Annotated in this window: 19 protein-coding genes and 1 other RNA gene; 6 read left to right on the plus strand and 14 right to left on the minus strand. The window is 34.8% G+C overall.

Annotated elements, in window-relative coordinates; all coding sequences use genetic code 11:
* Nucleotides 1-198: 198 nt before the first annotated feature.
* Nucleotides 199-283, minus strand: an RNA gene (gene ffs / locus IGI43_RS02700) — signal recognition particle sRNA small type.
* A gap of 40 nt (nt 284-323) precedes the next feature.
* Nucleotides 324-794, minus strand: coding sequence for a tRNA adenosine(34) deaminase TadA (gene tadA / locus IGI43_RS02705; protein ID WP_438758799.1), 471 nt, complete (start codon nt 792-794; stop codon nt 324-326).
* A 111-nt stretch (nt 795-905) separates the two neighbouring features.
* On the opposite strand from tadA, the gene IGI43_RS02710 reads away from it, so the two are divergent.
* The gene (locus tag IGI43_RS02710) at nt 906-1,760 is read left to right on the plus strand and encodes a helix-turn-helix domain-containing protein (RefSeq protein WP_438756287.1); all 855 of its coding nucleotides are present in this window, start codon (nt 906-908) and stop codon (nt 1,758-1,760) included.
* Between the two features lie 48 nt (nt 1,761-1,808).
* Here the strand turns inward: IGI43_RS02710 and IGI43_RS02715 are convergent, their stop codons facing one another.
* Both IGI43_RS02715 and IGI43_RS02720 read right to left on the minus strand, forming a co-directional pair.
* A complete protein-coding gene (locus IGI43_RS02715; RefSeq protein ID WP_438756288.1) occupies nt 1,809-2,144 on the minus strand; it encodes a hypothetical protein in 336 nt (111 codons plus the stop codon).
* 83 nt (nt 2,145-2,227) lie between these two features.
* On the minus strand, nt 2,228-2,932 hold the full coding sequence (locus IGI43_RS02720) for a zinc metallopeptidase (protein WP_438756290.1): 705 nt from the start codon (nt 2,930-2,932) through the stop codon (nt 2,228-2,230).
* A gap of 181 nt (nt 2,933-3,113) precedes the next feature.
* Here IGI43_RS02720 and IGI43_RS02725 point away from each other — a divergent pair, with 181 nt between their 5' ends.
* Complete coding sequence (locus IGI43_RS02725) at nt 3,114-3,470, plus strand: YxeA family protein (protein WP_438756291.1); 357 nt, start codon at nt 3,114-3,116, stop codon at nt 3,468-3,470.
* 117 nt (nt 3,471-3,587) lie between these two features.
* Here the strand turns inward: IGI43_RS02725 and IGI43_RS02730 are convergent, their stop codons facing one another.
* From IGI43_RS02730 to lepA, 4 genes are all read right to left on the minus strand, one after another.
* Nucleotides 3,588-4,592, minus strand: a complete 1,005-nt coding sequence (locus IGI43_RS02730; protein WP_438756292.1) for a nucleoid-associated protein — start codon at nt 4,590-4,592, stop codon at nt 3,588-3,590.
* Between the two features lie 171 nt (nt 4,593-4,763).
* Nucleotides 4,764-6,233, minus strand: a complete 1,470-nt coding sequence (treP, locus tag IGI43_RS02735) for a PTS system trehalose-specific EIIBC component (protein ID WP_438756293.1) — start codon at nt 6,231-6,233, stop codon at nt 4,764-4,766.
* A 950-nt stretch (nt 6,234-7,183) separates the two neighbouring features.
* Nucleotides 7,184-7,384: a cold-shock protein gene (locus tag IGI43_RS02740; RefSeq protein WP_010772775.1), complete on the minus strand. Its 201-nt coding sequence runs from the start codon at nt 7,382-7,384 to the stop codon at nt 7,184-7,186.
* A 494-nt stretch (nt 7,385-7,878) separates the two neighbouring features.
* Nucleotides 7,879-9,714, minus strand: a complete 1,836-nt coding sequence (lepA, locus tag IGI43_RS02745) for a translation elongation factor 4 (RefSeq protein WP_438756294.1) — start codon at nt 9,712-9,714, stop codon at nt 7,879-7,881.
* Nucleotides 9,715-10,092: 378 nt separating this feature from the next.
* Between lepA and IGI43_RS02750 the strand changes: the two genes are divergently transcribed.
* Genes IGI43_RS02750 through IGI43_RS02765 form a run of 4 tightly spaced genes read left to right on the plus strand, consistent with a single transcriptional unit; the run spans nt 10,093 to nt 12,813 of the window.
* Nucleotides 10,093-11,313, plus strand: a complete 1,221-nt coding sequence (locus tag IGI43_RS02750; RefSeq protein ID WP_438756295.1) for a GNAT family N-acetyltransferase — start codon at nt 10,093-10,095, stop codon at nt 11,311-11,313.
* A 35-nt stretch (nt 11,314-11,348) separates the two neighbouring features.
* Nucleotides 11,349-11,591, plus strand: coding sequence for a DUF7662 domain-containing protein (locus IGI43_RS02755; protein WP_438756296.1), 243 nt, complete (start codon nt 11,349-11,351; stop codon nt 11,589-11,591).
* Nucleotides 11,592-11,616: 25 nt separating this feature from the next.
* Complete coding sequence (locus IGI43_RS02760; RefSeq protein WP_438756297.1) at nt 11,617-12,096, plus strand: nucleoside 2-deoxyribosyltransferase; 480 nt, start codon at nt 11,617-11,619, stop codon at nt 12,094-12,096.
* Nucleotides 12,097-12,135: 39 nt separating this feature from the next.
* The gene (locus tag IGI43_RS02765) at nt 12,136-12,813 is read left to right on the plus strand and encodes a hypothetical protein (protein ID WP_438756298.1); all 678 of its coding nucleotides are present in this window, start codon (nt 12,136-12,138) and stop codon (nt 12,811-12,813) included.
* Nucleotides 12,814-12,976: 163 nt separating this feature from the next.
* Here the strand turns inward: IGI43_RS02765 and IGI43_RS02770 are convergent, their stop codons facing one another.
* The 6 genes from IGI43_RS02770 to IGI43_RS02795 all read right to left on the minus strand — a co-directional run bounded on the left by IGI43_RS02770 (nt 12,977) and on the right by IGI43_RS02795 (nt 21,333).
* Nucleotides 12,977-13,381 (minus strand): organic hydroperoxide resistance protein, encoded by a 405-nt coding sequence (locus tag IGI43_RS02770; RefSeq protein WP_438756299.1) that lies wholly within the window; start codon nt 13,379-13,381, stop codon nt 12,977-12,979.
* A 151-nt stretch (nt 13,382-13,532) separates the two neighbouring features.
* Nucleotides 13,533-13,973 (minus strand): MarR family winged helix-turn-helix transcriptional regulator, encoded by a 441-nt coding sequence (locus tag IGI43_RS02775; RefSeq protein ID WP_438756300.1) that lies wholly within the window; start codon nt 13,971-13,973, stop codon nt 13,533-13,535.
* Between the two features lie 212 nt (nt 13,974-14,185).
* Nucleotides 14,186-16,789: an ATP-dependent chaperone ClpB gene (gene clpB, locus IGI43_RS02780; RefSeq protein WP_438756301.1), complete on the minus strand. Its 2,604-nt coding sequence runs from the start codon at nt 16,787-16,789 to the stop codon at nt 14,186-14,188.
* 455 nt (nt 16,790-17,244) lie between these two features.
* Nucleotides 17,245-19,905, minus strand: a complete 2,661-nt coding sequence (gene mgtA, locus IGI43_RS02785; RefSeq protein ID WP_438756302.1) for a magnesium-translocating P-type ATPase — start codon at nt 19,903-19,905, stop codon at nt 17,245-17,247.
* A gap of 232 nt (nt 19,906-20,137) precedes the next feature.
* Nucleotides 20,138-20,638, minus strand: a complete 501-nt coding sequence (locus IGI43_RS02790; RefSeq protein ID WP_438756303.1) for a GNAT family N-acetyltransferase — start codon at nt 20,636-20,638, stop codon at nt 20,138-20,140.
* Between the two features lie 29 nt (nt 20,639-20,667).
* The gene (locus IGI43_RS02795; RefSeq protein ID WP_438758800.1) at nt 20,668-21,333 is read right to left on the minus strand and encodes an MgtC/SapB family protein; all 666 of its coding nucleotides are present in this window, start codon (nt 21,331-21,333) and stop codon (nt 20,668-20,670) included.
* Nucleotides 21,334-21,428: the final 95 nt, after the last annotated feature.

Here is a 21,428-nt window from a genome sequence, read left to right on the forward strand (position 1 = left end):
ACGCGACGATTTAAAATCAATCTATTTTGACATCTGCATAGTTCATTTTTAACATGTAAGACAGAACGATGAAACTATATAAAACGATTGACACAAACCTGATAAAACGCTCGATTCAATAGAGTTATAAAGTATGATAATTGCTATTCTTACAGATTTAAGATAAAAAAAAAGACCTTACAGTCAATTAATGAATCATTTTATTTAGACACATGGCGGCACCTACTTAGTGCTGCTTCCTTCCAGATCTGACACGCTTCGTAAGCCCACCATTGTCCTAGCCTTTCGGCAAGATTTAGTATACCGCATTTTTTGACGCTTGGCTAGTCTTTCTTTTGATTTTTTAAAAGTTTCTTTTTTTCCCTTAAATTTCTAAAGAAATTTGTGAGTAAATCACCACATTTTTGTGTCAAAATTCCAGCTTCTACATACGCCACATGGTTAAAACGTTCATCTTCTAATAAATTCATTAAAGTTCCAGCCGTTCCGCCTTTTGGATCCTTGGCCCCGTAGTATACTTCATTGACTCTAGAAAGAATCATTGCTCCACTACACATTGGACAAGGTTCTAACGTAACAAATAACTGCGCACGCTCTAAGCGCCAATTTTCAATTGCTTCGCAGGCTTGTTTGATTGCGTACATTTCTGCGTGGGCCGTAGCATCTTGGCTTTCTTCTCTAAGATTATGTCCACGTCCTATGATTTGTCCATCTAATACGACCACTGCCCCAATCGGCACTTCTTTGATTGCTTCTGCTTTCTTGGCTTCTTTGATTGCTTCTAACATAAACATTTCTTTTTCTTCCAGTGTTAGAGAACTTATTTTTTCATTCAAACGATTTCCACCTCTCGCCCTTTATACTTTTGTCTTATTCATGGTACAATAAATTAGTGAGGTGTGTCTATGACTATTGAAGAATTAGTTAAATTGTATCCTGCTGGGAAAATCCAACAAACAAAAGCTACAAGTGAAGCTCTTTCACTACCAATTGATGGTAATTATTTTATCATTGACAAGGAAGCGTTACAAGAAACAGAAATCCGTTTATTGGAAACGATCTTTCCTGAAAGAGAATATTTTGTTGATCAAAAAAAGCATCACTGGTTTAGGTATCTTTTTACACAAACAACCATGGATATTGAAGGAACTTTTCGTATTCTACAATTTGAACTCAAAAAGCCAAAAGCCTTTTTGCAATCAGAATGGGAAAATAGTATAACAGAAATCTTTCCAAATTTAGATGATTTCTTTTTTATCAGTGAAAATGATGGCGCTTTAATTGAAAAATATGAAAAAAATCACTATGGCTTAGAAGAACTTCAAAGTATCTTTTTAACGTTGGATGCCGACTTCGATTCATCCACAACCGTCTTTGTCGGTAATTTTTTCCCTGTAAACGACCATTTTCCAGCATTATTTAAAGAAGAACAGCAGATTTTTAAAGCAGAAGCAGAAAATATTCGCGGGAAAGCCACCTTCTCCTTATCTGATGTTGCTTTGCATTATTTTACTAACAAGGCGATGAAAGAAAGTATAATCGTTCAGACATTTGTAAAAAACCTTGTTTTGACAAGCGAAATTCAGGAGATCATCCTTGCTCTTTGGTCTAATCAAGGAAATATCAGTTCAGCTGCGAAAGCTTTGTACATGCATCGTAATACACTCCATTATCGTTTAGAAAGATTTTACGAACAAACAGGTCTATCTTTAAAAAAAATGGATGACCTTGTCTTTTGCTATTTATTGATTACAAAATAAAACATACTAGGACTAGAGGGTATTTACCCTCTAATCTTAGTATGTTTTTTACATCATCTCTTCAACAAAACTAACTAAACGATCTTTTATGTTTTCAGTATTGTCTTTTAAAGATTCTCCGTATGCAGAGATTTTTTTTCTACCATCTTTGACTTTACCTAAAATATTCATCATAGAATCAAGCTCATCATCTGATAAATCATCTACAATCCCTAGTAATTTTTCGTTGCCGCCAAATTTATCATTCACAAATTTTTTCGCTTTAAAGCGATTCGATACATGGTAAACTTTTTTGACGATTTTCTCAGAAGCAATCACCGCAACTGACACACCTGCTACTGCAGCAAGACTTAAACCAATACTGATTTTTGTTGATGTTTTCATTCTTTTCAGCTCCTTCTTACTATCTATTCTTATGATAACATATTCTTAAAAATTGAGGTAATAAAACAGAATATCAACTATTTTTAGTTCCGACGGTTATTCCCGCCAAATAAGATGATGAGACGAAGTAATTGTAAAAATGTAGCTAAAGCTGCGGCGACATAGGTCAGTGCTGCGGCAAATAGAACTTTTCTTGCCATCGGTACTTCTTCTTCTGTTAAAATATTACCATCTGACAAGATTTTTAATGCTCTACGTGATGCATTAAATTCCACTGGTAAAGTAACCAATTGAAAAATTAAAGCCAATGAAAAAGCGAGTATACCAATATTGATCAAAGTTTGATTCCAACTAAACAGTATACCAACTAAAATGATTGGAAATGACAACGCAGAACCGAAATTAGCCACTGGAACGATCGCCGCACGAATTTTAAGCGGACTATATCCTGTATGGTCCTGCACTGCATGTCCGCATTCATGTGCCGCTACACCAATAGCCGCAACAGAAGTTGACTGGGCAGTTGCTTCAGACAAACTTAGCATCTTATTGCCAGAATTATAGTTATCCGTCAAGTCGCCAGCAATTTGTTGAACACCTACATCATTGATTTGTTCTTTCTGCAAAATAAATTGCGCTGCTTTTGTCCCTGTTACATTATTTCGACTTTGAATTTTATCATATTTTTTAAACGTACTATTTACATAAGCTGATGCAGCCATCGATATTAATAATCCTACAATGACTAAGATGTATGTCGGATCAAATATTGCATAAAAAGGCATCATTTTTTATTCCTCCTATTCTTTTCTTTATTGTAGCATGAGTTTCTCAAAAAAGTATAACTATACCTTGATGAATTTATGAACTCTTAAATTGAAATTCTAACAATACTGTCACATTATTTTAAGACCTTTCAATGGTACCATTCCTAAAAAAAAGGCATACTACATTTAAGAGGTGATCACATTGAAAAAAAATTTACTTTTAATCGTGCCATTCGTATTTTTAACCGCAGGAGTTTGGTTTGGTTATAACTATTACTTTGGCGGTCAGGATTATTATACTCGTGTAGGAGAACCAGTTGAAATAAAGTCTGGTAAGTTTTCAAACGGTGAAAAATACACGGAATATGATTATACGCATACTGCATTTAATAAAAAAGGTGAAAAGACAGTCCAAAAGACATTCGAAATTAGAGATAAACCATTACGAATCAATGCCTACTTAAAGTTAAAAGTTAATCCGAGAAAAGGTGTTCTCAGCTGGGAAGAAGTTCCAGAAACTACTGTTCCAAAAAAAGCTTTTGCAAAATTAACGAAATAATAGTAAACGAGGCTAGGACATAACTCTACGAGTTATATTCTAGCCTTAAGAAGTCCGAATAAACGGCGGGAGCAAAAACAGCTCCTTCAGAAATAAATGCTTCTGTTCCAACCTCATTTACAATTGATTGCTTATCTTTTCGATATTTTTCAAAACAATCGATACTGTTCCATCTGGATTATTAACAAATTCGATCAAATCACCATTTCGATAAACCTCAAGTGGAACAATCAATTCAATCCCATTGCTCATTTTTAATTTTTGTTTCCCAAATTTTTTCTCTGAAATTTCTCTAGCTTCACGAACTGGCGGTGTCTTATCAACAAATTTTGATTCATTGACTTCATCTTGATACGCCATTCGTGCCGAAATATTTTCTTTAAAAACCAATTCGGCAACTTGATCATTATCAATTGTTCCAGTTTCCTCAATACTTTCATATACTGCTTCTTTTACAGATGCAATCAATTCAAATTCATCTTCATTAAACTTTTTACCGATTCGTTTTACAGCTTTTTTGATTTCTTTCATATTTTCTTCTATAGAAGGTGCTGGCTGTGATTCAATTACTTTCTCAGAAAAATACCACACTTTATCTCCTGAAAACTCATACCGCTTTTCTAACAATTCATAAGCCAAAGTATCCAGATTAACCGTCATTCCTTCATCAGGCTTTTGTGATTTTGAAGGTAAAATAGCTCGGTTGATAATCAATTTATTGTAAACTGCTTCATCTTCATAATCCACATAATGCGTGTAGCTTTCTTTGTAATTTAATTTGATCATCGCTAAATGCATCACCGTATCCAATTCATATAAGATGAAAAGAACATCCGCACTTGGCGCATCTTCACTACCTGAATAAACATCATACCAATGTTGAGCCAAATCCTGACTTTTTTGGATAAAATCATTCGGAATCCCCCGCATTTTATCTACAAAAGAGCTTTCTTCTGCTAAAATACCCGTTTTTGTCTGAGCCGTCGAAAGTTTTGTTATTTTGCTCGTTAGATAAACACGAATGTATTCCGTAGTTAAATCCAACTCCTTCGCTGAAAATACTGGAGTTCCAGTTTCGCGATCAATAATGTGTAAAATTGCACTTTTTAAATAAATGTCCATCTGTCATTCTCCCCTTTATTTAGCCTTATTTAGTCTACCTGAAACAACAAAAAAAGCCAACTACTTTATGAGAAAAGCGAAATAAATCATTTAGTTTTGAAGAAACAAAAAAGTAAAGCAATAATTTCTTGCCTTACTTCTTTGTAAAAACTATTTTTTCTTTTAAAATCCTTATTGATTTTCTTCTACAAACAATTTTCCAGTCGCTTCGTCCACCGGATCAAGTTTATTGAAAATTCCCTTCGTTCTGAAAATATACGTTAATATAAAGGGTACGATCACTGCAATCACCATTGCTCCGAAAAATGCTAGATAATACTGAGGAACGATAGACAAGATACCAGGTAACCCACCTACACCAATACTGATTGCTTTAACATCGAATAACGTTGCGAATAGCCCAGCACAAGCTGAACCGATCATTCCAGCTACGAATGGATAAACATACTTCAAATTAATCCCAAACATTGCTGGTTCTGTAACGCCAAGATAACAAGAAATCATTGCTGGAATTGACACTTGTTCTTCATCTTTATTGCCTCTGTGCATGAAGACAACAGCTAAAACGGCAGATCCTTGCGCAATATTAGACAACGCGATCATCGGCCACAGGTTGGTTGAATGGAAATCAGCAATCAACTGTAAATCAATTGCATTTGTCATATGATGCAACCCAGTTATAACTAAAGGTGCATACATAAAACCAAATACAGCTCCAAATAACCAGTTAAATGACGATGTCAAGCCAGCATTTACGATATCTGAAATCCAGCTTCCGATTGCCCAACCAATTGGGCCTAAGATCACGTGAGCCGCTATCACAGTTGGTACTAAAGCAAATAACGGTACAAAAATCATCGAAACTGCTTGTGGTATGACTTTTCTGAAAAATATTTCTAAATAAGCAAGTAAAAAACCTGCTAACATGGCTGGAATAACTTGAGCTTGATACCCAATCATATTTACTTGAGCGAAACCAAAATCCCAAAAAGGAATATCAGCTGCGGCTGTACTCGCAACGGAATAAGCATTTAATAATTGCGGTGATACTAATGTAATCCCTAAAACAATCCCTAGAATTTGTGTTGTACCCATTTTCTTCGTAATACTCCATGTGATCCCTACTGGTAAGAATTGGAAAATTGCTTCACCAATTAGCCATAAAAATGAGTTCACACCACTCCAAAATTGCGATACTTCAACAATTTTCTGTCCATCTAAAAATCCAAACGGGATTCCTTCCAATACATTTCGAAATCCTAAAATCAATCCACCAATAACTAAAGCTGGAATCAGCGGTGTGAAAATTTCTGCTAAAACAGAAATAGCGCGTTGAACTGGATTAAGATTTTGTTTTGCTGCTGCTTTTCCTTGTTCTTTGGAAACGCCTTCAAGTCCTGAAATAGCGGAAAATTCATTATAAAATTGCGGTACCTCATTACCAATAATAACTTGAAATTGTCCAGCATTTGTAAAAGTCCCTTTAACAGCTGCTATTTTTTCAATTGCTTGTGTATCAGCTTTACTTGGATCATTTAAAACAAATCGCATTCGTGTCGCACAATGTGAAACAGCTGCTATGTTCTCTTTTCCCCCTACATCTTCTAACAGTTTTTTTGCATCCTCTTGAAACTTACCCATTTTCTTTGCTCCTCTCTTTAACTTGTATATACAATTTAGCTGTATTTGTATAATACTTTATTATTTAATTTTTTACAAGCGTTTTCTTTTCAAATAAGAAGTTTTTTGATTCCAATTCATATCGAATGAATGATCTATCTAAAGAACAAAAAATACTGGAAATTATTTTGTATAATAGTACACATGGGTTGCTCTAATAAAAACGAAACATATTGTACTATCTATTTTTTCAAACTGAGGAGGAGATAGAAAAATGAACTTGCTACTAAAATAAGAATATCTTGGTCAGCAGTTCAAACTTCAACTTTAAATTTTATTGTATTACTTTTTGTTGATGGTACTCTATTGCCTTTCACCATATTTTAACGCAGTGGCAATTAAACTTTTTTGATACTTTACTTAAAGCTGCTTCTCCGATTTGTATGACTGATTGAACCACTCTTAATTCGAGCTTAAATCGGAATGTTTACATATACATACTGAATGTCAAAGAAAAACCCCTTAAGTCATTAACCTATATTAGATGAGTTCATATTTATACAATTGACTTCTCACTATTATCAAGAAGCCAAAAACAACAAATTAAATTTAAATAGCCAGTGAGAACCCTATTATTAGATAAAAAAAAGAAACACAAAGCATCTAACTTTTTATGTTTCTTTTTTTTAACACATTTTTTTATTTATCATTTTTTATTTATCAAAAAATCCCACCTTCAAAAGAAGGTGGGAAAAGGAGTTTTACTCTAAAAGAGTAAAATGAAAAAATAAAAAGGGTTGTTGTTGGTATAACTGTATATTACTAGGCTTTAAATAATTTTGCAAACAATACACTCTTAAAAAAATATATTTATTAATTAGTTTTTATTATTATTATCAAATTGGAGTGATTTTAATTTTTTAAATAAAAAAACGATCCAGTAATGACTGAATCGTTTTGAAAATCTTTAATTAGTTTTTAACGATGTTAGTTGCTTGGGGTCCACGTTGACCTTCTTCAATATCAAAAGATACGCTTTGACCTTCGTCTAAAGATTTAAATCCGTCACCTTGGATTGCTGAAAAGTGAGCGAATAAATCTGTTCCGTTATCTTGAGTAATGAATCCAAAACCTTTATCTGCATTAAACCATTTCACTGTACCTGTATTCATAAATGTGTTCCTCCTAGTGCTTTTAGCACGATTAATTTTTGCAATACCTTTGTGATAAAAAAAGAGGAATTAAGACACCCTTACGAATGAAATGACCTATTAATTTAAATTACAATTATACTACATTTCCTATTATACGATTACATTATATGAAAGTAAACAATTTTATTCAATTATGAGAGAACCCTAATTTAATTTAGTCTAATATATTTCAATTAAACTAAAATCCCACCTCGTTTGAGATGGGATAAGGATAGTTATTTGTTAAGGTATTGATTTTTCAGACCTTTTCATTCTACTACATAATGCACGTACATGCAATCATCTATTCTCTCTTTGTCTGCGTAGCGAACATAAAACAGGTGTGAAAAAGGTAGGATTCACATTTATTTTACACTCTTAATACGAATAAACTGTCAAAGCATAAGCATCCTTTTCTTATTTCCAAAGATAAATGCTATTGATGTTTCTTAACAAAAAGAGTCAACCCTCAATTATTTCTTTGGTTCGTCCTCATCCATTTTCAAAACAGCCATGAAGGCTTCTTGAGGTACTTCAACAGAACCAACTTGTTTCATTCGCTTTTTACCATCTTTTTGTTTTTCTAACAACTTACGTTTACGTGAGATGTCCCCACCATAACATTTGGCCAAAACATTTTTGCGTAATGCTTTGATTGTTGAACGTGCCGTGATTTTTTGCCCAATTGCTGCTTGAATCGGCACCTCAAATTGTTGTCTAGGAATTAGTTTCTTCAATTTCTCAACAATTACTTTTCCACGTTCAAATGCAAAATCTTTATGGACGATAAAGCTTAGTGCATCGACCTTTTCAGAGTTCAACAAAATATCCATCTTAGATAGATTGCTCTTACGGTAACCAATCATTTCATAATCTAATGAAGCATATCCTTTTGTACCTGATTTTAAGCGATCAAAGAAATCGTATACGATCTCTGACAATGGCATATCGTAAATAACGTTTACTCGGTATTCATCCAAGTAATCCATCGTGACAAATTCACCACGTTTACGTTGAGAAATTTCCATAACAGCCCCAACATATTCATTTGGTACCATGATCGTCGCTTTAACGTATGGCTCTTCAACAAAGTCAACAGTACTTTGGTCTGGAAATTCTGCTGGATTATCGACTACGATTTTCGTGCCATCCGTCTTTGTTACATGATAAATTACAGACGGAGCCGTTGTAATCAAGTCAAGATTAAATTCTCGCTCCAACCGTTCTTGAATGACATCCATATGCAGCAAGCCTAAAAATCCGCAACGATATCCGAAGCCTAATGCTTGAGAAGATTCTGCTTCAAATTGCAGAGCTGCATCATTTAATTGTAATTTTTCCAATGCTTCACGTAATTCAACATAACGTGAATTATCAATTGGATATAGCCCACAGTAAACCATTGGATTCATTTTACGATATCCTGCTAATGCTTCTTTGGCAGGATTATTGGCTAAAGTAACAGTATCCCCTACTTGCGTATCACGAACTGTTTTGATTGCTGCAGTAATATAGCCCACATCACCGACCATTAGGAAATCACGACTGATTGGTTTTGGTGAGAAAATACCGACTTCAGTTACTTCAAATGTTTTATTATTATTCATCATCATGATCTTATCACCCGGTTTAACGACACCATCCATGATTCGGACATTTAATATGACCCCACGATAACTGTCGTAAACTGAATCAAAAATCAAGGCTTTTAACGGTGCATCAAGATTACCCGTTGGCGCTGGAACTAAATCAACAATTTGTTCTAAAATATCTTCGATGCCAATTCCTGCTTTTGCACTTGCCAAAACAGCATCACTGGCATCGATCCCGATCACATCTTCGATTTCTGTCCGAACACGTTCTGGATCTGCTGCTGGTAAATCAATTTTATTGATAACCGGAATAATTTCCAAATCATTATCTAACGCTAAATAAACATTTGCTAACGTCTGTGCCTCGATTCCTTGAGCCGCATCAACAACTAAAATAGCTCCTTCACAGGCTGCTAAACTTCTTGATACTTCATATGTGAAATCCACATGTCCTGGCGTGTCGATCAAATGAAAGATATAATCTTCGCCATTTTTTGCTGTATACGTTAATTCAACTGCATTCAGCTTGATCGTAATTCCTCGTTCACGCTCTAAATCCATAGCATCCAGTAATTGATCTTGCATTTCACGATCTGAAACTGTCTCAGTTTTTTGTAGAATTCGATCAGCAAGTGTTGATTTTCCATGGTCAATATGAGCAATAATGGAAAAGTTACGAATTTTTTCTTGTCTTTGCTTCATTTCATTTATATTCATTAATAGTCCTCATTTCTTTTATGAAAAGCTGAATAAGCTTGTGATTTCGTTAAATCAAATCGTACTGGCTCATCGCTCAGATCATTTTCAATCAGCACTTTCCATTATAGCAAGATTTCTACCAGAATTAAAGAACTTTCCCATGTTTCCTTACATTGGAGTGCTAATTATCAATCTCTCATAACACAACATCCTCATTTCTATTCAACTTGCTTTTGAACCCATACTCTTCTATTTATTTGTTTACGCTTACTGGAATCTTGACTACGCATTATTTTATAATAAAAAAACATTTTTATCATTTCTTAGTAAGTAATACTCTATTTATTACTATTTTTTTGATATACTGAAGATAGAAAAATAATTGGAGATGGAAAAATGGACCAAAAAGAGTTCAAAGATAGTTTAGAATTAAAAGCCGTGGAAGAGAAATATGTTGATCAGTTCAACGAATTATTAAGTTACGTTTTTCAGTTTACGGAAGCAGATTTAGAGGAAAGCGGTTATGAAAGTAAAAAAGAATTGATCAAATCAAAACAACCGATTTTAGAACAATCTAAAGTTTTTGGCTGGTTTCATGAAGACCAGTTGATTTCTCAAATTGCGATTTATCCTTGCGAAGTCAATATTCACGGAACGCTTTTTAAAATGGGGGGCATCACAGGAGTTGGAACTTATCCTGAATATGCCAATCATGGGTTGATGCAAGATTTGATTCATCTTGCTCTTAAAAACATGCGCAAAGATCAACAATGGATTTCATATCTTTATCCCTATAGTATCCCATACTATAGAAGAAAAGGCTGGGAAATCATGTCAGACAAGTTATCTTTTAAAATCCGCGATACTCAGTTGCCTAAGCAAGTTACAGTCCCTGGTATGGTGGAACGTGTGAGTGTAGATCATGAAGATGTTTTCACGGTTTATGCAAAATTTGCTCGTCAAAATCACGGTGCTTTGATTCGTAGTGAATTTAACTGGGAAGAATATTGGCGCTTTGAAAATGAAGATGAACGAACAGCTGCTATTTATTACGGAGCAAACCAAGAACCTCTTGGCGTATTATTTTATTGGGTGGCTGAAGATGTCTTCCATATTAAAGAAATGTTTTATATTAATCAAGAAGCACGAAATGCATTATGGAATTTTATTTCAGCACATTTTTCAATGATCGATTGGGCTGAAGGTGATATTTATAAAAATGAACCTCTCGCTTTTTTATTGGATGATAGCCAAATCAAAGAGACGATTGAACCTTATTACATGGCTAGAATCGTGGATGTAAAAGAAATGTTGCTGGCTTATCCTTATACCAGCACCGCTAAACCCTTTCATTTTGTGGTGAGTGATCCTGTTGCAGAATGGAACAATGGTGTATTTAGTTTGTTGTGGGATGAAGATGATCAGGTTTCTGTAACAGATGAGCCATTAGGACAACCCGTTCATATCGATATTCAGACCTTAACGTGTTTATTAATGAATTATCGCCGACCGACTTATCTACATCGAATCGAACGGATAGAAACAGATAAAGAAACGTTGAATTCATTAGAACGAATTTTACCTGATCAAGAAGCTTACTTTAGTGATTATTTTTAAAAGCTACAAAAGTAATTATAGCAAAGGATGATTTTATGGATGATTTTCTCGTTATTCCAACTCTATTAGGTAAATCAACAGGCACTCAATTATCTTTTGCCGAAATAGAGTCAAAAATGGCCTCAAATCATACACTGCCAGAATCGGCAAAAACGTATAGCGCTTGGTGGACGAAAAAAGAACATTCTTTTTCTTTTGCTTGGTCTGCTTATGGTTATCAAGTTGAAAAAGTAGATTTGGTAAATCAAATCGTCTTTTTTTCTAAAAAATTGAAATGATAAAACAAATCCTAGAGGTGAAAAAATGAATATTTATTTTGCAGGACCAATGTTTGCTAAAGCAGATTTACGTTACAATGAATACTTAGTGAAAAAAATTCGAGAATTGGATCGTTCAATTGACGTTTATTTACCACAAGAAAATGGTGCAATCAACGATAAAACTGCATATGCTGATAGTAAAATGATTGCACTGGCGGATACTGAAAAGGTACTTGAGAGTGACTTGTTGGTAGCTGTTTTAGATGGTATTACTATTGACGCTGGTGTAGCTTCTGAAATTGGTGTAGCATATGCTAAACAGATTCCCATGATTGCACTATATACAGATACTCGTCAACAAGGAGCCGATAATCAAAAAAAATTAGCTGCATTGGGTGAAACTGCTGAGAATCAATTTCATTATTTAAACTTATATACAGTTGGTTTAGTGAAATTGAATGGATCGATAGTCAGCGATGAGGACGATTTTTTAGCATTAATCAAAAAACATCTAAACAAGTAATTTAGTTGTTCATAAAATATGAATATTGGAGGTTTTTATATGAAGTTAGAATTTGAAGATAAACAAGAAAAAAATGCCTTTTATTTTTTACTTGTTTTTGGTGTCATTACATTGATCGTCAATATTGTGAAAACTTTTATGGTCCAACCAACAGAGCAATATGTATTATTGTCATTTGAAATGATTGCAGGGATTGCCGTCATTTTTGTACCATTTATTTTCACAAAATTCACTGGATTGATTTTCCCTAAAATGGTACGCCTTTATTATTGGTTTTTCATTTGGATCGCGGTTTTTCTTGGTACTGGTTTACGCTTGATCATTGTTGTATCGTTTTGGGATAAAATTCTTCATGCTGTTAGTCCAATTTTATTAGTGGCTGTTGGATATGCAATTATTGGCTATTGTTTACGAGAGTCAGACTTTTCTAAAATTAGCCCTTGGTTATTTATCATTATGGGGTTTGCATTCGCTGGATTATGTGGCGTTTTCTGGGAGTTTTGGGAATTTCTTTGTGACTCTCTTGGTAATATGAATCTGCAGCGTTATATGACCGAAGCAGGACAACCTTATGTTGGACGAGCTGCTTTAATGGATACGATGGGTGATTTATTAACGAATACGATCGGGGCATTGATATTAACGGTTTACAGCTTTACACAAAGACGTAACCCTGATTATTTTAAAGCCTATGCGTTTAGAAAAGTAACTAAATAAACAAAGAAGGCTAGGATATAACTCGTAGAGTTATATCCTAGCCTTAAAAAATCCAACTAAACGGTGAGAGTAGAAGCAAATCCCTCTTATTTCTCGGTATCAAACGCTTCTGTCCCATCCTATTTTTAACTTTATTTCCTGCTACTTTTTAACTCTCTTTGATCTATTCCACTTCTAACTCAACTGAGATATTTCCTCTTGTTGCTTTTGAATATGGACATACTTCATGTGCAGCTTTTACTAATTCTTCTGCTGTTTCACGATCAACATCATCAATTTTCACAGATAAGACAACACCCACTTGAAAACCAGATTGTTCATCACTGAATAGTGATACAGTCGCTTTTACAGTGCTTTTTGATGTGATTTTTTTATTTGCCATCACAAGTTCTAACGCACTATTGAAACAAGAGCTATAAGCTGCCGCAAATAGTTGTTCCGGATTCGTTTTATTTTCTTGATGTGGACCAGGAGATGTCACTTGATAACTAAATGATTTATCGGGTGAAAAAACTTCTCCCTCTCTTCCGCCTGTATTGATAATGGTCGTTGAATAGATTTTTTTCATAATTAATTCCTCCCTTTCAAATTGTCATAGCTATATCGTACAATTAAATTGTACACAATATTAATTCGAATGTACACTAGTTTGCTTTAAGAAATTTTATAAGAAAAAAGACCTCAAAATGGCGATTTTTGAAGTCTCGTTTCTACATCATCTAATAATCAATTTCATTAATTTTTTGACTCAAAGTATTGATCTGTTCCATCAAAGAGAAATAGTTTTTTTCATTAAAATCAAGTTGCGTCAAACACCCTTCTACTTGATCATAAATCTTCTTCTCTAGCTGAATCGCTTTTTCAGAAAGTGAAATAATCACGATTCGTTCATCTTCTGGCAATCTATTTCGATTGATATATCCATTTTTTTCCATTCTTTTCAGCATGGGTGTCAATGTTCCTGTATCAAGTGCCAGTTTTTCTCCAATGTCGGAAATTCGCTGATCTGAGTGTTCCCATAAAACAAGTAACACCAAATATTGAGGATAGGTTAAATGAAATGGCTTTAAAGCCTTCGCATACATTCTATTAAATTGTTTTGAGGCTGTCTGTAAAGAAAAACATAATTGTTCTTCTAATCGTCTAATTTTCTTATCCACTTAATCCCTCTTTTTAATTGCTAGTATAGTGTAGTTAGATTTTACACAATATAGTTTTTAAAATCAATATTTTTTTATTAAAAAGAGTATGATTAAACGACGACATAGAAGCAGCCCGTTTAAAGATAAGCAGAAATTCACAAAAATTTTAAACGTCATTTTTGTGAATTTCTGCTTATTTTTTCGGGGATAAACGCTTCTGTTCCAGCCCCTTATTCTTCTATCGGTTCATTTTCAAACACCAATTGTTCGTTCAATAAACTGATTGTTACTTTTGTTTTCGGCATTATGCGCCCTGAAACGATTTCTTTCGCTAATGGTGTCTCCACTTCTTTTGTAATAAACCTTTTCAATGGACGAGCACCATAAGCTGGGTCATAACCACTTTCAGCAATCCATGTTTTCGCCTCATCCGAAATCACTAATTCAATTTCTTGCTGTTCCAAACGTTTTGCTAATTGAGCTGTCATTTTTCCGATGATACCTTTCACATTAGCTAAGCTTAGCGGCGTAAATAGGATCGTATCGTCAATTCTATTTAAGAACTCTGGTTTGAAATTCCCTTGTAAAATTGTCATGACTTGTTCTTCTACATTTTCTGGAATCGTTCCTTCTGGTGTTACACCTTCAAGCAATAGTTGGGAACCAATATTACTGGTCATGATCATCACAGTGTTTTTAAAATCCACGACTCGCCCTTTAGAATCAGTTAATCGGCCATCATCCAAAACTTGCAATAAAATATTAAATACATCGGGATGTGCTTTTTCAATTTCATCTAGTAAAACAATCGTATATGGATTACGTCGAACGGCTTCGGTCAATTGACCACCCTCTTCGTAACCAACGTAGCCTGGAGGCGCACCAACTAACCGAGAGACACTATGTTTTTCCATATATTCACTCATATCGATTCGTACCATATGGTCTTCTGAATCGAATAAATCCTCAGCCAACGCTTTTGCTAATTCTGTCTTACCAACACCTGTTGGTCCTAAAAATAGGAAAGAACCTAAGGGACGGTTTGGATCTTGCAGACCTGCTCGAGAACGAATGACCGCATCACTAACTGCATCAACGGCTTCTTCTTGACCAATGACCCGTTTATGAAGAGTTTCATTCAATTTCATTAGTTTTTCCCGTTCCCCTTCAACCAGTTTGGTTACAGGAATTCCTGTCAAACGGCCGACAACTTGGGCAATTTCATTTTCAGTTACGGCTTCTTGTACCATTCGTACATTGTCTTTGTCATTTTTTGCTTCAAGTTCTTTTAATTCTTCCTCTAATTGTGGAATCGTACCATGACGAAGTACGGCAGCTCTTTCTAGATCGTAATTATTTTCTGCATCTTCTAATTCGTGTTTCGCCTTATCGATTTCTCCACGCTTATTGCTGACAGCATTGACTTCTTCTTTTTCTGTTTCCCATTGCATCTTCATTGCGTTGGCTTCTTCACGAAGGTCTGCTAATTCTTCTTGTAATGCATTCAAACGTTTCTTACTAGCATCATCTGACTCTTTTTTTAGTGCGGCTTCTTCAATTTCTAATTGCATCAAACGTCGTGTCACTTGATCAAGTTCAGTCGGCATGGAATTCATTTCCACTCGAATTGTTGCACTAGCTTCATCCACTAAATCAATTGCCTTATCTGGCAAGAAACGATCTGTGATATAACGATCAGATAAAGTTGCTGCAGCGACCAATGCATTATCATGTATATTAACACTATGGTGAATTTCAAAACGTTCTTTTAACCCACGTAAGATACTGATTGTATCTTCAACTGTCGGTTCTTTAACTAAAACTTTTTGGAAACGGCGCTCTAAGGCTTTGTCTTTTTCCATATATTGACGATATTCGTCTAATGTTGTTGCACCAATCAAATGCAGTTCACCACGAGCCAACATTGGTTTTAATAAGTTTCCAGCATCCATACTACCTTCTGTTTTTCCTGCACCAACGATATTGTGTATTTCATCGATGAATAAAATAATTCGTCCTTCACTTTTCTTTACTTCTTTTAAAACTGCTTTTAATCTTTCTTCAAATTCACCGCGGAATTTTGCTCCTGCAATCAATGCACCCATATCTAGTGAAAAAATTGTTTTATCTTTTAGATTTTCCGGCACATCTTTACGAACGATACGTTGTGCTAATCCTTCAATGATGGCCGTTTTACCAACACCTGGTTCACCAATCAAAACAGGATTATTTTTTGTTTTACGTGAAAGAATTCGAATCACATCACGGATTTCTTCATCACGACCGATAATAGGATCTTGATTGCCACTTTTTACTTGCTGTACTAAATCTACCCCATATTTTTCTAATGCTTTGTATTGTTCTTCTTGATTTTTAGAAGTCACACGATCTCCCCCTCTCATGTCTTCAATATTTTTACGTAGTTCTTTTTCTGTGATACCCTGACTCGTTAAATATTTCGTTAATCGATAATTTTTTAATTTCATCAACGCTAAAATCACGATTTCAGTTGCTAGAAACTCATCTTGAAATGATTCTCTAAGTTTGTCCGCTTCACCTAATAAGTTAAACAGATTTTGACTCATGCTTTGACCATATTGGATGTTGCTGCCTTGGATGCTTGGATATTCATCAATTGCTTGATCGATTTCACGTTCAAAAGCTTCTACGTCAACTCCAGCGTCTGTATAAAAGTTACGTCCAAAATGATTTGGCTGCAAAAAAATCTTCCATAGATGTGCAATATCGATTTCTTGATGATGACGAGTAACTGCGACCTGTTGCGCCTCTGCGATTGCTTCTTGTAATGTCGTTGTCATTTTTTCGATGTTCATAGAATTACCTCCTAAATTTAAAAGCTGTGTAGATCCAATCAGTTCCGACTGGAAAATAGAAAACTGTACCGTTTTTATTCACGTTGTATTTTTATCTTTTTTCTGAGGAACTAGCCTACAGAGCTAAATATTGTGAAAGAATTACGACTTCATTTGATTTTGATTTAAAAACAGCTCGTAAATCTCACTTATATAAATAGTATCGTTAATTTATCAAAAAAACAGTACGTCTTTTGTACTATTTTTTTAAGGTCTAAAGTTTGATCATTATTGACCTTATAAATTTATTATACTCCTTTGGTCAGTAAAGGTCAATAAATAAACGCATTTTTTTGACGAAATTTCTCATCTAATTTTATGATAACGCAATGAGCTATTTAAGCAAAAGATAAGCTGTTAGATAGACAAAAAAGATTGAGCGCCACTTTTAGTGAGACTCAATCTTTTAATTGATTTTATAGTAATTCTCCAAATCGTTTTACATAGAATTTTTTTACGATCATTACCAAGAATAAATATAAAAATACTGTCAATCCTAACCAAGCAAAATAGTTTAGAGGTAGTTCAGCCAAACCTAAGCTTTGACCAAAACTTGTAAATGGTAAAACTGTACCAACTGCGATCCCTAACGATGTGATGGTCGTCAAAATAAAGGATGCTCGACTTTGTAAAAATGGAATTTTAGGCGTCCGCAACGTATGAATCACCAAAGTTTGTGACCAAAGTGATTCTATAAACCAGCCTGCGTGAAAAATCGCAATGAAAGCAGCTTGTTGTTCCGGTCCCAGATCATGATAATTTCCGCCTACCAATTGAGGACAAATAACAAAGTACATTAATAAATAGGTGGTAATATCAAAGACTGAACTAGTCGGTCCTAACCACTTCATAAACGAACCTATTTTTGAAGCATCCCATTTCTTGGGCTGTTCCAAATACTCATCATCTACATGATCCCACGGTATCGACATACATGAAATATCATAAATCAAATTCAAAAAGAGTAATTGCAGTGGTAACATTGGCAAAAACGGTAAAAAGATACTCGCAACAACAACTGAAAACATATTACCAAAATTAGAACTTGCCGTCATTTTGACATACTTCATGACATTTCCAAAAGTCGTTCTACCAGCTAATAATCCACGCTCCAACACCATTAAGTCTTTTTCTAATAAAATAACATCGGCAGATTCTTTTGCGATATCGACTGCTGTATCAACAGAAATACCAACATCGGCTTCTTTCATTGCTGGTGCATCATTGATTCCGTCTCCCATAAACCCAACAGTATGCCCAGCCTCTCTTAAAACTTGAACGATGCGCGTTTTTTGTTGAGGAGTCAGCTTCACGAAAATATTGTATTTTTCTGCAATGATCTTCAGTTCAAAATCATTCATTCGCGCGATTTCATTTCCTGTGATCAATTCTTCATTCGCTAATCCTACTTGTTTGCAAACTGATTTTGTCACTAAAGCATTATCTCCTGTCAATACTTTGACATCCACACCATGATTTTTTAATGCTTCTAACGCCGCTTTGGTTGTCTCTTTTGGTGGATCAAGAAACGCAAGATACCCAATCAAAACCATTTCATTTTCATCTGAAACAGAAAACTCATCAATTGTAGCCGGATTTGTTTTTTGAGATACAGCTAATACACGTAAACCATCTTCGTTTAATTCTTCAACGGTTTTCAAAATTTCTTTTTTAAGGTTTTCCGTTAAGAGGGTAACTGTTCCTTGATAGTCGACATACTTGGAAATTTCCAACATCTCTTCTACCGCACCTTTTGTGATCATTTGCGTTTTACCAGATTCGTCTTCAATCACAACACTCATGCGACGTCGCTTAAAATCAAAAGGAATTTCATCTACTTTTGTGTACTTAGAAGGATCAATCGACAATTCCGATTTTGCTGCATCAATAATCGCTACATCCATTAAATTTTTCAGGCCCGTTTGATAATAACTATTGAAAAAGGCATGGCGCAATACTCGGCGATCTTCTTTGCCATCGCAGTCTAAATGATACTCTAGGATAATTTTGTCTTGCGTCAATGTTCCTGTCTTATCTGTACATAAAATATCGATTGCACCAAAATTTTGAATTGCATTTAAATTTTTGATGATCGTTCCTTTTTTGGCCATGCTTGAAGCACCTTTGACAAGATTTGTCGTTACGATCATCGGAAGCATTTCAGGCGTCAAGCCAACAGCGACAGATAAACCGAAAAGAAATGCTTCAAACCAGTCACCTTTCGTCAAACCATTGATCAAAAATACTGCTGGCGCCATTACCAACATAAATCGAATCAACAACCAAGACGTTTTGCTGATGCCGACATCAAAATTTGTTTGAGGATTTTTATCAGATACATCTTGGGCTACTTTTCCAAAAAGTGTATCATCCCCCACAGAAATAACGATTCCTTCTGCACTACCACTGATTACATTACTACCCATGAACACAATATTTTCGTATTCAGTTTCTGCACTATTCGTATTCAATTTATAGTCAGCTCTTTTTTCAACTGGGTAACTTTCACCTGTCATGGCAGATTGAGAAACAAACAAATCTTTTGTTTTAGTTAAACGAATATCAGCTGGAATCATATCACCTGCAGATAATTTTATAATATCTCCACAAACCACTTCTTCGATTGGAAGTTCAAGTTGTTTTTTTCTACGAACAACAGTAGCTGTTATTTGCACCATGTTATTTAATTTTTCTGCTGCTTGATTTGATTTGACTGATTGAAATAACGTCATGGTGCCACTGATCAAAACCATTGCTATAATGATCATTACACCGACAAGGTCACGATCAGCAGGTGGGGCAATGACATAATCTGTTACAAACGAGATAATAGCTAAAGCAATCAAAACAATTGTAAATGGTGTAAAATAAGCTTTTATTATTTCAACGAATAACGGTGTTTTTTTACCGTAAGTGATGGTATTTTCGCCAAATGTCTCTCTTGATAATACTGCTTGCTGATTCGTCAATCCTACTTTTGAGGATTTAAAAAATGTCAATATATTCTCTACCGAGTTTCGTGCAAAATACTCATATGATTGGTTATTTTTTCTATTTAATACTACTTTTTTATCCATATAATTCTCCTTCTTTCCAAAACGCTGATCGAAGAAATTTCAAGTGTTTTATACGAGAATCCGTCATCTGAAATTTCATGATTTTTATCTATTTTAGGAATCGGACTGATGGAAAAAGAGAATCTGTTACAGGAGAATCTTGCTTGTTTGCCTTAGAAACAAATAGACAATAATAAACATATTTTCTTCAACAGATTTCTTTTTGCATAAGTCCTTGAACATCTGACTACTGTCATCCATTTGTTTCCATCTCCTTTAGCATTATATTTTTGATGATTTCAACCCTTAGTCGGTCATTTTGGGTATAAATTATTTTCTCAAATTTTTTCAAGACCACTTGTCCCTCCGAGTATGCATAGCCAATGCTTTGATACCCTAAATGAGTATAAAATCCCCAAGCTTGTTTACGGCCGGTTAAAAATACTGATTGAAAATTCATAAGATCCGCGATTTTTTCTGCAAATTCAAGTAATTGTTTTCCGATACCAAATCCTTGATACTGATCATCTATCGCCACTTGTTTAATTTGCGCTATTGCCTTGCTGCTTTTAAAAAGAAGTAAGGTTCCTACAACTTTTCCATCAATCAATGCAGCCATATGGATATCCTGCTCTTCATTTACAGGTAATTCTTTGATCCATTCTTTCCCCGCGCTCGTTTTGAGGAACTTATTTCTTAATAAAATTCCTTTCCAATATTCTTCACTGTTCCAATCGATAATTTTGACAGTCACTGTTTTACCATGATAATTCCTCCGTTCTTTTAATTGCTCATTTGATTAATTTCTATGACTTCTGATAGTTGGGATAATTCGGAAATAATTGTATTCACTGCGAGCGTCCCATTTCTTGCAGCTTCGATTTCTAAAAATAGCCTTACTTTTTTACCAGCCAAATCAGTACAAGAAAATTTTGTAAAGGTTAGGCAATAATTATCCAATAACTGAATAATTTCTGTTCTAAGCATCACTTCACTTGTATTACTAGTAATCACTGATAGGTAATGAATCGAATCGGCTTGTTCTTCTTGTCTTTGAACAGTTAAGTCATCCATTTTGAATGATAGGTTTCTTAATAAAATATTGACTAACATTAAAACAATAGAACAGATCACCCCTTCGATCACAAATCCCGCGCCAATCAAACTTCCGACTGCTGCGGAACACCATAAAGTTGCTGCAGTATTGATCCCAGTCACACTAAATCCTTCTCGTAAAATCACACCCCCAGCAAGAAAACCTATACCACTTACGACTTGAGCCGCAATTCGCGTCGGACTGCTGTCATCTTGAATTAAACCGGATAATGAAACGAATTGACTTGAGCCAAACGTTACTAACGTCATTGTTCTCATTCCAGCTAGTTTTTTTCGCCACTGTCTTTCTACGCCAATGATCATTCCAGCAAATATACTAGCGATAATATTGATTAAAAATTCATTGGTTTGCTCCTTCCCTAGATTCGTTTATCGGTGATTGGTTTTTCGCGGACATATTGCTTTTTAGCAAGTACCGTTCATCCTCT

It is taken from the genome of Enterococcus sp. AZ126, from assembly GCF_051714545.1.
Lineage (GTDB): Bacteria > Bacillota > Bacilli > Lactobacillales > Enterococcaceae > Enterococcus_L.

Bases quoted from the DNA above. Each gene is read 5' to 3' on its own strand.
- lepA (WP_438756294.1), bottom strand. From the start codon at position 9,714: ATGAATATAAATGAAATGAAGCAAAGACAAGAAAAAATTCGTAACTTT.
- tadA (WP_438758799.1), bottom strand. From the start codon at position 794: ATGTTTATGTTAGAAGCAATCAAAGAAGCCAAGAAAGCAGAAGCAATC.
- IGI43_RS02710 (WP_438756287.1), top strand. From the start codon at position 906: ATGACTATTGAAGAATTAGTTAAATTGTATCCTGCTGGGAAAATCCAA.
- IGI43_RS02770 (WP_438756299.1), bottom strand. From the start codon at position 13,381: ATGAAAAAAATCTATTCAACGACCATTATCAATACAGGCGGAAGAGAG.
- IGI43_RS02720 (WP_438756290.1), bottom strand. From the start codon at position 2,932: ATGATGCCTTTTTATGCAATATTTGATCCGACATACATCTTAGTCATT.
- IGI43_RS02750 (WP_438756295.1), top strand. From the start codon at position 10,093: ATGGACCAAAAAGAGTTCAAAGATAGTTTAGAATTAAAAGCCGTGGAA.
- mgtA (WP_438756302.1), bottom strand. From the start codon at position 19,905: ATGGATAAAAAAGTAGTATTAAATAGAAAAAATAACCAATCATATGAG.
- IGI43_RS02755 (WP_438756296.1), top strand. From the start codon at position 11,349: ATGGATGATTTTCTCGTTATTCCAACTCTATTAGGTAAATCAACAGGC.
- IGI43_RS02730 (WP_438756292.1), bottom strand. From the start codon at position 4,592: ATGGACATTTATTTAAAAAGTGCAATTTTACACATTATTGATCGCGAA.
- treP (WP_438756293.1), bottom strand. From the start codon at position 6,233: ATGGGTAAGTTTCAAGAGGATGCAAAAAAACTGTTAGAAGATGTAGGG.
- IGI43_RS02715 (WP_438756288.1), bottom strand. From the start codon at position 2,144: ATGAAAACATCAACAAAAATCAGTATTGGTTTAAGTCTTGCTGCAGTA.
- IGI43_RS02765 (WP_438756298.1), top strand. From the start codon at position 12,136: ATGAAGTTAGAATTTGAAGATAAACAAGAAAAAAATGCCTTTTATTTT.
- clpB (WP_438756301.1), bottom strand. From the start codon at position 16,789: ATGAACATCGAAAAAATGACAACGACATTACAAGAAGCAATCGCAGAG.
- IGI43_RS02760 (WP_438756297.1), top strand. From the start codon at position 11,617: ATGAATATTTATTTTGCAGGACCAATGTTTGCTAAAGCAGATTTACGT.
- IGI43_RS02740 (WP_010772775.1), bottom strand. From the start codon at position 7,384: ATGAATACAGGTACAGTGAAATGGTTTAATGCAGATAAAGGTTTTGGA.